Origin of the sequence: uncultured Lacinutrix sp. (assembly GCF_947500605.1) — a bacterium.
Taxonomy (GTDB): Bacteria; Bacteroidota; Bacteroidia; order Flavobacteriales; family Flavobacteriaceae; genus Lacinutrix.
This window is the reverse complement of record NZ_CANMSJ010000001.1, coordinates 347,544-359,571: the sequence shown is the minus strand read 5'-3', so window position 1 is coordinate 359,571 and position 12,028 is coordinate 347,544. Positions and strand designations below refer to the sequence as shown.

Genomic DNA, 12,028 nt, shown 5'->3' with positions numbered 1-12,028 from the left:
AAAATTAACCTCCAACACGTTTTACATTAAAACCTTTTTCTTTTAACATCGCCATAATTTTATCGCGATAGTCGCCCTGAATAATAATCTTATCATCTTTAAAGCTTCCGCCAACACTTAATTTTTGCTTCAATTCTTTAGCTAAAGCTTTAAAATCTTCAGTAGCTCCAGTATAACCTTCTAAAATAGTAATAGGCTTACCTTTTCGTTTTTCGTATTTACAAATAATAGGATCGTCTTGTAACCAAAGCCCTTTGTCCTCCTTAGTTATTTCTACTTCCTTTTCTTCGTGTTCTGGAAAAAGGTTTTTTAGCTGATCTTTTAAATCCATCTTTTTAGTATTCAGCGTTAAGCAAACAGTCTTCAGTCAATTCGCATAGATTACGACTGAAAGCTGAAGACTGTTTACTAACTACTTATTTTTTTAATCCTAATTCTATTAAGCGCTGATTTAAAAACTCTCCAGCAGTAATATCATCAAATTGTTTTGGGTTTTCTTCATCTATACAACTTTCTAAAACATCTAATTTCATTTCGCTTATTGGATGCATAAAAAACGGAATAGAGTAGCGGCTAGTTCCCCAAAGTTCTTTTGGCGGATTGATTACACGGTGTATTGTCGATTTTAACTTGTTATTAGTATGTCTTGATAACATATCGCCAACATTAATCATTAACTCGTCTGGCTCTGCAATAGCATCAATCCATTCGCCTTCATGGTTTTGCACTTGCAAACCACGACCTTGAGCACCCATTAATAAGGTGATTAAATTAATATCTCCATGTGCCGCTGCACGTTCTGCTGCTTTAGGCTCTTCAGTAATTGGTGGGTAATGTATTGGTCTTAATATAGAATTACCATTATGTATGTAATTATCAAAATACGTTTCATCTAAATCTAAATGAAGCGCTAATGCTCTTAATACATATTTTGCTGTTTTTTCAAGCATTTGGTAAGTTTCTTTTCCTGCTTCGTTAAATGCAGGTAACTCTTTTACATCTACATTTTCTGGATATTCTTTAGCACGTTCTGCATCGTCTTCTACATACTGTCCAAAATGCCAAAACTCTTTTAAATCTCCTTCTTTTTTACCTTTTGCGCTTTCTTTTCCAAAAGAAATATAACCACGCTGACCACCAATACCAGGTATTTCATAACCTTGTTTCGTTTCTACTGGTAAATCGAAAAAGTTTTTAATTTCAGAATATAAACCATCAACTAGCTTATCGTCTAAAAAATGTCCTTTTAAGGCAACAAACCCAATCTCTTGATAGGCTTTTCCTATTTCATCTATAAATTTTTGTTTTCTCTTTGGATCATCAGAAAGAAAATCTTGTAAATTAACACTTGGTATACTCGTCATTTCTACTATAATTTATTAATCATCTATATACAAATGTAAAGAAAAGATAGCAGAATTAATAATCAATAATTTTTAGCCTCAATAATTAATTATTATGCAATAATGTTATATTTGACAAACGTTATTTGTGTTGCCCAAATAAGCAAGCAACGCTCAATCTTAAGTTATAAATTTTGCACCAAAATACAATAGCTAAAGATTGAAACACTAAAGTGAATACAAATGAAATCTAATATAAAGTACAAAAAAACAAAGCTTACTGCAGAGACTAAGATTTCTCTATACAAAGCAATGTTAAAACCACGTTTAATAGAGGAAAAGATGCTTATTTTACTACGTCAAGGTAGAATTAGCAAATGGTTTTCTGGTATTGGACAAGAAGCCATATCTGTTGGCGTAACTATGTCTATGCTACGCGAAGAATATATTTTACCAATGCACAGAAACTTAGGTGTTTTTACAACTAGAGAAATTCCTTTATACCGTCTTTTTAGTCAATGGCAAGGGAAAGCCAATGGCTTTACAAAAGGTCGTGACCGTTCGTTTCATTTTGGTACTCAAGAGTATAACATTGTTGGAATGATATCGCATTTAGGACCTCAATTTGGAGTTGCAGATGGTATTGCTTTAGCAAGTAAACTTAAAAACAAAAACCAAGTAACAGCTGTGTTTACAGGAGAAGGCGGAACAAGTGAAGGCGATATACACGAGGCTTTAAACGTTGCTTCGGTTTGGCAATTGCCTGTGTTATTTTGTATTGAAAATAATGGTTACGGACTGTCAACACCAACTACAGAACAATATAATTGTAAAGATTTAGCCGATCGTGCCTTAGGTTACGGCATGGAATCTCATATAATAGACGGAAATAACATTTTAGAAGTCTACACTAAGATTTCTGAAATTACCGAAAGCATAAGAAAAAATCCACGTCCTGTTTTAATAGAATTTAAAACTTTTAGAATGCGTGGTCATGAAGAGGCGAGTGGGACAAAATATGTGCCTCAAGATTTAATGGACACATGGGAAAAGAAAGACCCTATAGATAATTATCGTTCTTATTTAATTTCTGAAAAAATTCTTACAGAAGAGCAAGATGCTGTTTTTAAAGCTGAAATTAAAGCTGAATTAAATACACATTTAGATCAAGCTGATGCTGAAGAAAAAATAACATCCTCTATAAGTAATGAATTAAATGATGTTTTTCAAGGTTTTGAATACCAAGAAGTTGAAGAAAATTCAAAAATAGAAGAACTGCGTTTAATTGATGCCATTTCCGAAGGCTTAAAACAGTCTATGGAAAAACATGAAGACCTCGTAATTATGGGACAAGATGTTGCCGAGTATGGTGGTGTTTTTAAAATTACAGATGGTTTTGTAGAAGCTTTTGGTAAAGACCGCGTTAGAAATACACCTATATGCGAATCTGCAATTATAGAAGCCGCTATGGGCTTAAGTATTGCCGGTATTAAAAGTGTTGTAGAGTTACAGTTTAGTGATTTTGTGACTTCTGGTTTTAATCCAGTTGTTAATTATCTTGCAAAATCGCATTACCGTTGGAACCAGAATGCAGACGTTGTATTACGTATGCCTTGTGGAGCAGGAGTTGCTGCAGGACCTTTTCACAGTCAAACAAACGAAGCTTGGTTCACAAAAACACCAGGTTTAAAAGTTGTATATCCAGCATTTCCAAAAGATGCTAAAGGTTTATTAGCAACTGCAATTAACGATCCTAATCCTGTGTTATTCTTCGAACACAAAGCATTATATAGAAGTATTCGTCAAGAAGTACCAACAGAGTATTACACGATTCCTTTAGGAAAAGCAGCAACTTTAAGAATTGGAGAACAAATTACTGTTATTGCTTATGGTCAAGCAGTGCATTGGGCAATGAATACACTAGATAAGCATCCTGAAATTGATGCTGATTTAATAGATTTACGTTCGCTTCAACCTTTGGATACTGAAACCATTTATGCTTCAGCTAAAAAAACAGGTAAAGTAATTATTTTACAAGAAGATTCTTTATTTGGTGGTATTGCTAGTGATGTTTCGGCATTAATTATGGAAAACTGTTTCGAACATTTAGATGCTCCTGTTAAACGCGTAGCGAGTTTAGAAACACCTATTCCTTTTATTAACCAATTAGAAGATCAATATTTATCGCGCGATAAGTTTGAAGATGAGCTATTAACTTTAATGGCATATTAAACTTACAATATTTTAAAACATAAAAAAGCCAGTGAACCCTAATTCACCGGCTTTTTATTTTTAGACTAATCTATCTAACTATTAATAAGCATAGCGGTTTACGCCATTCCATAATCCATTTGTTATGTTACTGAATTTGTAAATCTCCCTACTAACATGTAAACGTTCTTCAGTAATACAATTTGTTTTTCTTAAGGTATTAATAATTGATTTCATAATCTGTGGTTTTAATGATTACTATTTTGATTGATTGATTGATTGATTGATTGATTGATGATCTGTATAAGTCTATCTGTAACGTCTTCTTAAATTCCAAGTGTTACTTTTAGTACCTTCTAATGTTGCTGTTAATTGATTGTTGTTTAAAGTTCTCATAGTATTATGGTTTTAATTTGATTGATAATTTGTTTGTTATATTAGAAAGACGACACAAAAACAGTTTTGTTACAGTACTATGTATAACAAAGTAATTTCTTAACAGTTTTTAACATATTAGAATAGCTACTAACGCAGTAAAAGGAGCAAAAAGATCTGTTTTATGAAAATTTTAAATGTTTTTCTAAAGAGATTAATAAAACTTTAATACTTAGGTACAGTTTTTGTTTTATTTTAGACAAATAGATTTATTATGACCATGAAGTTTAACTTATTTTTCCTTTTAACCTTATTTATAGCACTTTCTGCAAGTGCTCAAATTGATAGTGAAAATAAGTCCATAATAATTCCTGCTCAAGAAGTTGAAGACTCTAAACAAGATAATGAGCTTATAATAATGCCTGAAGAAAGTAACAGTGCAGAGCCAGACAAAGAGGAGGAAAACGAAATAGTTTTACCTAAAACTGAAGCACTACCAGTTGCAGAACGTAAAGAGTTCTCGATGATTAAGGAGAATAAGTTTAGAAATCCTGCAGAGTTATACCAAAAGCAATTAAAAAATGCTTTAAAACTAAGAAACGACGACGAACGTAAACACAATGGGAGTGAAGTTACACAGTTTTTGGGAGAATATAGCACAAAAGCAAAACGTGTAAACATTATATATAGAGACCATCAAGCAGAAGATGGTGATTTAATTCGTGTTTATGTAAATGGTAATGTTGCACAATCTCGTGTGTTATTACAGAACCATAGTAAAGGTTTCTTTTTAACACTATCTCCAGGAGATAATATTATAGAATTCGAAGCTTTAAATCAAGGAACAAGTGGCCCAAACACTGCAGAATTCCAAGTATTAGACGACGTTGGTGTTCCATTTATAACTAATCAATGGAATTTAGCAACAGGAGTAAAAGCAACCATAACAGTGGTTCAAGCTAAGGACTAAGAATAGTAAACTTCATTATTTTCTTTAATTAATCAATTGAAAATCGTATTTTTACAACCAAAATTAGCATTTCAGCTAATAATTAACATTACACAGAAGAAGAATGGCAAAGTCGCAACAGACATTTAACAAATTAGAAAAAGAGAAAAAGCGCCTTAAAAAGCGTGAAGACAAGAGAAAGAAAATGGAGGCCAGAAAGGCTGAAGCAGCAGAGAATGGTACACAAGGCATTCAGTTTGCTTACGTAGATTTCAATGGAAATTTGGTAGACACTCCACCAGATCCAGAAGACAAAGTAAAAATTAAAGCAGATAATATTGTATTAGGCGTACCTAAAAAAGAAGATTTACCAGAAGTAGATCCTATTAGAAAAGGTAAAGTGTCTTTTTACGATTCTTCTAAAGGTTTCGGTTTTATTATCGACGCAGAAGACTCAGAAAAATATTTCTGTCATGTAAGTGGTTTAATTGATGAAATCACAGAAAATGACAAAGTACAATTTGAACTAGAAAAAGGCATGAAAGGCTTAAACGCTGTACGTGTAAAGAAAATATAACACTTGCTATTAACGTGTGATAAATCACAGTTAGCCTTGATTAGAAATAATCAAGGCTTTTTTTATGTTTTAATTTAACACAATAGCCAAACTTTGAAACAACTTAGCTTTAGTTTCATAAAATTTATTTTGGAGCTTAAGTTGTTTTATTTGAGCATCTATTAAACTAGATTCTCTATAGTTAATTAAAAATACAGAGCTTTCTCCAAAACTAAATTTTCGCTCTTCGGCAGAGAGTAGGGTCTGGTAATCTTCAACAACTTTTTCTATTATTTCATTTTGATATACATAAGACTCTAATTCTCGTTTTAAAGACTCGACCTTATTGCTTAAGCTTAATGATGTATTTGTACGCTCAAATTTAGAGGCTTCAATTTTTAGTTTAGATAATTTTAAATCACCACGTTCTTTTCTTAAAAATAATGGAAAAGCAACATTTAAACCTGCTTTATAATTAGAGGTGTTATATGTATTACTTATATCTGGATCTTGAGTTATAAAATTATACTGTATATCTATTTTAGGCAGTAGCTTATTTGCTTTAAGTCTTTTCTCTACTTCTAAACCACTAATTTTACTATTTAACGCTTTTAGCTTTGGATGAGATTCTACATTAAAATTTAGTAACTGTTCTAATTTCAAAACAGTATCGACCTCATTAACATCTAATTGTTTTGGTTTTACATCAGGATTAATCTCTAAAGGTATTTGGTTATCTAACCATAAAAAATTTGAAACTATTAATGTGTTTTTCATTAAACCAACTTTAGATTGCTCTAAAGCTAGAGCACGATTATTGATGTTAATATTAGCTTCAAGACTGTCTATTCCTGCTTTATCTCCAGCTAGAACACTTGCTCGAACTCCTTTATATCTTGTTTTTGCGTTAGAAAGAAATCGTTTGTACATTTCTATTTCGTTAAACGCCTGCAACCAATTAAAATAGGCTAGAGATGCCTGATAAACAATATCATTAATTTGTAAATCTCGTTCTGCTTTGGTTTGCTCTTTATAAAACTTTGCTTTTTTTAAGGTAGCCATGCGTTCATTTATAAATAAACCTTGCCCTAAAGATGCAGAAATTCCTGCTGTAAACAAACCATTGTTTGGGACACTATTTTGAGGATTTAAAAATACACCACTATTATCTTCAAAATTAGCTTTAGCTTCAATTCCGTACCAAGTAGGAACTTTAAATGTTGCGTTAAATAGATTATAATATTCCTTATCCTTAAAATCTTTTCTATTGTAATCTACTTCAACTTTAGGATCGAAACCACCACGTGCTTTAATTAAATATGCTTGACCTTCTTCTAGCTTTAAATTTGCCTGCTTAGCAATAGGATGGAATTGCTTTACATAACCCAAATACTCACTAAACGATAACTGTAAATTATTTTCGGTCTGTGATAAAGCAATTGTAGACACCAAGAAGCTGAAAATTAATATGTAATGTTTCATAATATTACTTTTTTGCTTTATTATCACTAATTATTGGAACATAATAATCTGGAGGAAAACCATTAAGCTGTCTCCATATTTCGAACCAAATTGGCACATCATTTAACAAACCAATAGCTCTAACACCAGAACCGACTCTAATAGCTTCTGGCCAAGCGTATTCATCTTCATTATCTGGTGCTAATAGAATTCTAAATTTTCCATTTTCGCTAATAAAACTTTCCATAGCTACTACTTTTGCGCCATAAGTTCCATAAGACACATTAGGCCAACCACTAAATACAATTGCAGGCCAACCATCAAACTGAACTCTAAAAGTTTCTCCAATATGAACCAAAGGTAAATCTATAGGATTTATATAAGTTTCTACTGCAACATCGTAGTTTGCTGGCATAATCCCAACCAAACGTTCACCTTCTTTAAAACTCTCACCAATTCCTGTTTTTATGGCTTTATTTATATAGCCATTAAATGGCGCTTTTATATAATACATAGTGTTTCTAATTTCGTAATTAGAACGGTTGTTTTCTAATTTAGAAACTTGAGCTTCTGCATCAAACTGATTTGATTCTGCCGAAAACTTATCGCTTTGAGCTTTAGATATTTTATCTACATATTCTGCCTTAGTTCTTGTAATTTCAACTTGAGCATTTAAAATCTCATTTTTAGCAGCTAAAAATTTATTCTCTTGAGAAATCAGCTTTGCTTGTGTTTCTTGAAGCTTTAAGCGTTTTTGTTCAACATCTGTTAAAGATTTTAAACCTTCAGCCTGTAGGGATTCTGTACGTTTAAATTGTTTTTCAGCAATTTCTAAATTAATTTTTGATGCTTCAAAATCTATACTATCACTTTTTACTTTCAGCTTAGCTTGCAATAATTTGTTTTCGGCTTGTTTTAATTTTAAGCCACGTTCATTACTTAAAGCTGAAATTTGATTATTAAGTGCATTTACTTTAGAACCATAACTTTTTACAGAAGCACTTTTAGATTCTATTTGCTGTCCTGTTCTTTGTATTAAATTAGGATCGAAATAATCATTTTTTACTTCAGAAATAAAGAGAATTGTATCTCCTTTTTTAACAAAGTCACCTTCTTTAACATACCATTTTTCTATTCTGCCAGGAATAGGAGACTGTATACTCTGTGGTCTTTGGTCCGGCGTTAATGTAGTTACAGTTCCTGTTGCATTTATGTTTTGAGTCCAAGGCAAAAACAAAATGATAATACAAACGATTGCTGATGCAATTAATAATCTATTAAATTGCTTAAAGTGTTTTTTACCAAATACCTTTTTAGAAGAAGTGTACTTAGAAATATCAACTTTAGTATTTAGTTTGTTTTCTGAGATGTTTAACATATTATAATGTGTTAGTTATTTCTCCCTTATTTAAGGTTATTGTTTTAGTAGCTTTATTATTCCATAGTCTGTTTTGACTAACAACTACAAGTGTCCAATTGTGAGATGGATTAGTTAAGTAATCTATTATTTGTTTTGCTTCGTTAGTTTCAAATTGATCTAACGGTTCTTTTAGTAATAATAATTTAGGTTGTTTAACAATACTTCTAGCCAACATTATTTTTTTAGAAATAGTAAACGAAACACCTTTACCTTCAGGATATAAAACCGTTTTTAAACCTAATGGTAATGCTTTTACAAAATCTTTTAAACCAACATTTTTAATAGCTTCGTTTACTTGATCTGTAGTAATATTTTTATCTCCAAAAGTTATGTTTTCTAACAAGGTGCCTTCAAAAGGTGTTTCTTCAGTTAAGGCTTGTCCAATATGCGAACGGTAAGAGTTAATATTTAACCCAATTAACGATTTGTTATTAGCATATATTTTTCCTCTTGTTGGAGAAATTAAACCGGCAATTAATTTTAATAAACTGGACTTACCAGAACCGCTTTTACCATTAATTAATATAACTTGTTTAGGTTCTATTTTTAGTGAAACATTATTTAATATTGGTGTATCTCGATCTGCTACAGAGTAATTTACTTCGTCTAATTCTACAATTAATTGATCTTCATCTAAATCTAAAATCTCACCGTCTTGCGACTCTAGAGGCTTATCTACAATTTTCCCTAATTTCTCTATAGAAGTAAGGACATCGTAAATAGTTTCTAATCCAAGAATTAATTTTTCTACGGAAGCAATAACTAATAAAATAATAATTTCTGCTGCAACAAATTGCCCAATATTCATTTGCTGATTTAACACCAACAAACCTCCAATAATTAATAATCCTGCAGTTACTAATACTTTAAAACCAATAAGCTGAATAAACTGAAGAATTAGAATTCTAAAATGATTTTCTCTCGCCTCTAAGTACTTAGTAACTAGTTTGTCATTTTTTTCCATCGCTAAGCTTGTACGTCCTGAAAGTTTAAAACTTAAAATAGAACGCGCCACTTCCTGTAACCAATGAGCTACTTTATACTTATTATCCGATTCTTCTAAACTAGTTGCAAGTCCCTTTTGTGCTGTAAATTTAAACACAATGTACATAAGTATTAATAGGAGTATACCGTAAATTATAAAGAATGGATGATAAAATGACAAGAGTATTAGTCCAAGAATAATTTGCAATAATGCAGCAGGAAAATCGATTAATATCTTCGATAATCCTTTTTGAACCGTAAGCGTATCGAAAAATCTATTTACCAATTCTGGAGGATAATAGCCATTTAAACCGCTCATGGTCATTTTTGGAAAACGATAAGCAAATTCAAACGATGCTCTAGTAAATATTTTTTGCTGAACGTTTTCAATAATTCTAATTTGCATTAATTGTAAAATACCTACAAATACAACTCCTAAAGTCACCAAACCAACTAAAACCATCCACGATGTACTAATTTGTGCACTTTGGAGCAGGTTAATAATAGCCTGTATTCCAAGAGGAAGTGATAAACTAACTAATCCTGCAAAAATAGCATAGAAAAATATTTGTCTTACATCTTTTTTATCTAGCTTAAGTAAGCCAACAAAGCGTTTCCACGCTACAACAACATTTTTTGGCATTTATTTAATTTTTAAAGTATTAAACACTAAATCTTTAAAGAAATCTGTAGGCTGTACAATAGTATTACACTCTGTAATGGATTGAAAATGATCCTTTAAAAAATGTTGATGCATTGCACCATCTATTACCGTACTAGCTAAAGTAAGTGGGTATTTATAGTCACTATCTATAGCGACAATAATGTCATTTAACCTATTTACTAATCTTTTATATACCGAAAAATAACCTTCTTTATTTTCACTATCAACTTCCTTTGTTAGGTAAGATTTAGAATACTCATTAATAACTATTCGTTTTAATATAACCTCGTCAATATGGCTAAAAGCAGAGTCTATTATAGTTGTTTGGCAGAGCACTGTTATAGCCTTATCTAACTTATCTTTTTTATTCTCTATACTATTTGTGGAGAATACTAATTGATATTCCAGCCAAGTCCAATACCAAGAGGTTAAGTAGAGTAGTAGCATGTGCTTGCTTTCGAAGTATCTATAAATAGAGCTCTCGTTTGACCCTATTTTTAAGCCTAACTTTTTAAAAGTGAAGACATCAAATCCTATTTCATCAATTAGTAAGATACTATTTTCAATAATGCGTTTACCAAGGCTTGAAGATTCTGGATCTTTAAGATAGATTTTTTCATTAATGTTAATCTTGATATTCGAAAGTAAATATTTCATAATAAATTAATTTGATTGCAAATATAATAGTAATACTATTAAAAAAGAAATCAAGTTAACTATTAATTAACAATTACAAATTTAAAAAAAAGTTGAAGCGTTATTATGCTTTAAAAGTAGTCGAATTTGGAAGCTCAAATATTTCTAATTCGAAGAATGGAATTGCAGCTAAAAAATGATCAAACAAGTCAGACATTACATATTCGTAATTTTCCCAACGTTTGTCTTTACTAAATGCATAAATCTCTAAAGGAATACCTTGTGTAGTAGGCTGTAACTGTCTTGCCATTAAAAGCATGTCTTTGTTAATCGCTGAGTGATTTTCTAAATACGTTTGAATATATTTTCTAAACACACCAATATTGGTAAGGTTTCTACCATTAAGCCTAAGTGTTTTATCAATATTATTGTCCTCATTGTATTTATCTACTTTCTCAACCATTTGCTCTAAGTACGCACTAATGATCTCAACACCTTTTAAACGTTCTATATCTTCTGGAGTTAGAAATTTAATAGAATCTTGCTTTATCATTAAATGCCTTTTAATTCTACGACCGTCAGAATTTTTCATACCACGCCAATTCTTAAACGAATCTGAAATCATAGCATAAGTCGGAATGGTAGTAATAGTATTATCGAAATTTTGAACCTTTACAGTAGCAAGGTTTATTTCTGTAACATCACCATCTGCTCCGTATTTTTCGAAAGTTATCCAATCTCCAATCCTAACCATATCGTTAATAGACACCTGTATACTAGCTACAAAACCAAGAATAGTATCTTTAAATATAAGTAAGATAATAGCAGAAGCTGCACCAAAACCAGTGATAAACTTTAAAATTGATACATCGCTAAACACTGCTATTGCTGCAAAAATTCCAGCAACCCAAGCAAAAATCATGAATACTTGTATATAACTATCAATTGGTTTATCTCTTAAACGCGGTAAAGTTTTAAAATAATCTTCGAGTGTAAACAGAATACTTCTAACAATCCATAAAGTTAAAACGATAAAAAGAACTTGAAGTAGTTTACGAATAGGAGTTTCTATATAATTAAAATCTATAAAAACAATATGCAGTATTTTTAACGCTGTTAATAACGGAACAATATGCGCTACATTTCTTGGAACTTTGTTAGCCAATAATAAATCATCAAAAGGAGATTTAGTATGCTTTGCAACACGAACAGATATTGCTCGTAAAATTGCTCTAACAACTCTATCTATAACGTAAGTTACAATAAGCGCTATTAGTAACAATGTAAGCATATTAGCATACTTGGCTAACTTTGGAGATAATCCAAAAGCTTCGTAATAATTATAAAAGAAATAGGCGATTTGCTCCTTCATTTTTAGTTTAAATTTAAAACAAAATTAATCAGATTTATTCAGTATAAACTATTAAAA

Annotated in this window: 11 protein-coding genes; 3 read left to right on the top strand and 8 right to left on the bottom strand. The window is 31.1% G+C overall.

Annotation, left to right across the window (positions count from 1 at the left end):
• Window positions 1-4: 4 nt before the first annotated feature.
• Together Q0935_RS01610 and Q0935_RS01605 are read right to left on the bottom strand one after the other, a co-directional pair.
• A complete protein-coding gene (locus Q0935_RS01610) occupies window positions 5-331 on the bottom strand; it encodes a translation initiation factor (RefSeq protein ID WP_299247672.1) in 327 nt (108 codons plus the stop codon).
• Between the two features lie 85 nt (window positions 332-416).
• Window positions 417-1,364 carry a 2-oxoglutarate and iron-dependent oxygenase domain-containing protein gene (locus Q0935_RS01605; protein WP_299381818.1) on the bottom strand — a complete coding sequence of 316 codons (948 nt, stop codon included), beginning with the start codon at window positions 1,362-1,364 and terminating at the stop codon, window positions 417-419.
• Between the two features lie 222 nt (window positions 1,365-1,586).
• On the opposite strand from Q0935_RS01605, the gene Q0935_RS01600 reads away from it, so the two are divergent.
• Entirely contained in the window at window positions 1,587-3,575 is a 1,989-nt protein-coding gene (locus Q0935_RS01600) for a dehydrogenase E1 component subunit alpha/beta (RefSeq protein ID WP_299381817.1), read from the top strand.
• Between the two features lie 81 nt (window positions 3,576-3,656).
• Here Q0935_RS01600 and Q0935_RS01595 read toward each other — a convergent pair whose 3' ends face one another.
• Window positions 3,657-3,791, bottom strand: a complete 135-nt coding sequence (locus Q0935_RS01595) for a hypothetical protein (protein WP_299381816.1) — start codon at window positions 3,789-3,791, stop codon at window positions 3,657-3,659.
• Window positions 3,792-4,209: 418 nt separating this feature from the next.
• Between Q0935_RS01595 and Q0935_RS01590 the strand changes: the two genes are divergently transcribed.
• Entirely contained in the window at window positions 4,210-4,899 is a 690-nt protein-coding gene (locus Q0935_RS01590; protein ID WP_299381815.1) for a hypothetical protein, read from the top strand.
• Between the two features lie 103 nt (window positions 4,900-5,002).
• Window positions 5,003-5,455, top strand: coding sequence for a cold-shock protein (locus Q0935_RS01585; RefSeq protein ID WP_055437136.1), 453 nt, complete (start codon window positions 5,003-5,005; stop codon window positions 5,453-5,455).
• Window positions 5,456-5,524: 69 nt separating this feature from the next.
• Here Q0935_RS01585 and Q0935_RS01580 read toward each other — a convergent pair whose 3' ends face one another.
• The 5 genes from Q0935_RS01580 to Q0935_RS01560 all read right to left on the bottom strand — a co-directional run bounded on the left by Q0935_RS01580 (window position 5,525) and on the right by Q0935_RS01560 (window position 11,971).
• Window positions 5,525-6,916 (bottom strand): TolC family protein, encoded by a 1,392-nt coding sequence (locus tag Q0935_RS01580; protein WP_299381814.1) that lies wholly within the window; start codon window positions 6,914-6,916, stop codon window positions 5,525-5,527.
• 4 nt (window positions 6,917-6,920) lie between these two features.
• Window positions 6,921-8,273, bottom strand: a complete 1,353-nt coding sequence (locus Q0935_RS01575; protein ID WP_299381812.1) for an HlyD family secretion protein — start codon at window positions 8,271-8,273, stop codon at window positions 6,921-6,923.
• Between the two features lies 1 nt (window position 8,274).
• Entirely contained in the window at window positions 8,275-9,942 is a 1,668-nt protein-coding gene (locus Q0935_RS01570; RefSeq protein WP_299247698.1) for a peptidase domain-containing ABC transporter, read from the bottom strand.
• The gene (locus Q0935_RS01565; RefSeq protein ID WP_299247700.1) at window positions 9,943-10,620 is read right to left on the bottom strand and encodes a TetR/AcrR family transcriptional regulator; all 678 of its coding nucleotides are present in this window, start codon (window positions 10,618-10,620) and stop codon (window positions 9,943-9,945) included. It abuts the gene before it with no gap.
• A gap of 103 nt (window positions 10,621-10,723) precedes the next feature.
• Window positions 10,724-11,971: a mechanosensitive ion channel family protein gene (locus Q0935_RS01560; protein ID WP_299381810.1), complete on the bottom strand. Its 1,248-nt coding sequence runs from the start codon at window positions 11,969-11,971 to the stop codon at window positions 10,724-10,726.
• Between the last annotated feature and the right edge of the window lie 57 nt (window positions 11,972-12,028).

Bases quoted from the DNA above. Each gene is read 5' to 3' on its own strand.
- Q0935_RS01610 (WP_299247672.1), bottom strand. From the start codon at position 331: ATGGATTTAAAAGATCAGCTAAAAAACCTTTTTCCAGAACACGAAGAA.
- Q0935_RS01605 (WP_299381818.1), bottom strand. From the start codon at position 1,364: ATGACGAGTATACCAAGTGTTAATTTACAAGATTTTCTTTCTGATGAT.
- Q0935_RS01600 (WP_299381817.1), top strand. From the start codon at position 1,587: ATGAAATCTAATATAAAGTACAAAAAAACAAAGCTTACTGCAGAGACT.
- Q0935_RS01595 (WP_299381816.1), bottom strand. From the start codon at position 3,791: ATGAAATCAATTATTAATACCTTAAGAAAAACAAATTGTATTACTGAA.
- Q0935_RS01590 (WP_299381815.1), top strand. From the start codon at position 4,210: ATGAAGTTTAACTTATTTTTCCTTTTAACCTTATTTATAGCACTTTCT.
- Q0935_RS01585 (WP_055437136.1), top strand. From the start codon at position 5,003: ATGGCAAAGTCGCAACAGACATTTAACAAATTAGAAAAAGAGAAAAAG.
- Q0935_RS01580 (WP_299381814.1), bottom strand. From the start codon at position 6,916: ATGAAACATTACATATTAATTTTCAGCTTCTTGGTGTCTACAATTGCT.
- Q0935_RS01575 (WP_299381812.1), bottom strand. From the start codon at position 8,273: ATGTTAAACATCTCAGAAAACAAACTAAATACTAAAGTTGATATTTCT.
- Q0935_RS01570 (WP_299247698.1), bottom strand. From the start codon at position 9,942: ATGCCAAAAAATGTTGTTGTAGCGTGGAAACGCTTTGTTGGCTTACTT.
- Q0935_RS01565 (WP_299247700.1), bottom strand. From the start codon at position 10,620: ATGAAATATTTACTTTCGAATATCAAGATTAACATTAATGAAAAAATC.
- Q0935_RS01560 (WP_299381810.1), bottom strand. From the start codon at position 11,971: ATGAAGGAGCAAATCGCCTATTTCTTTTATAATTATTACGAAGCTTTT.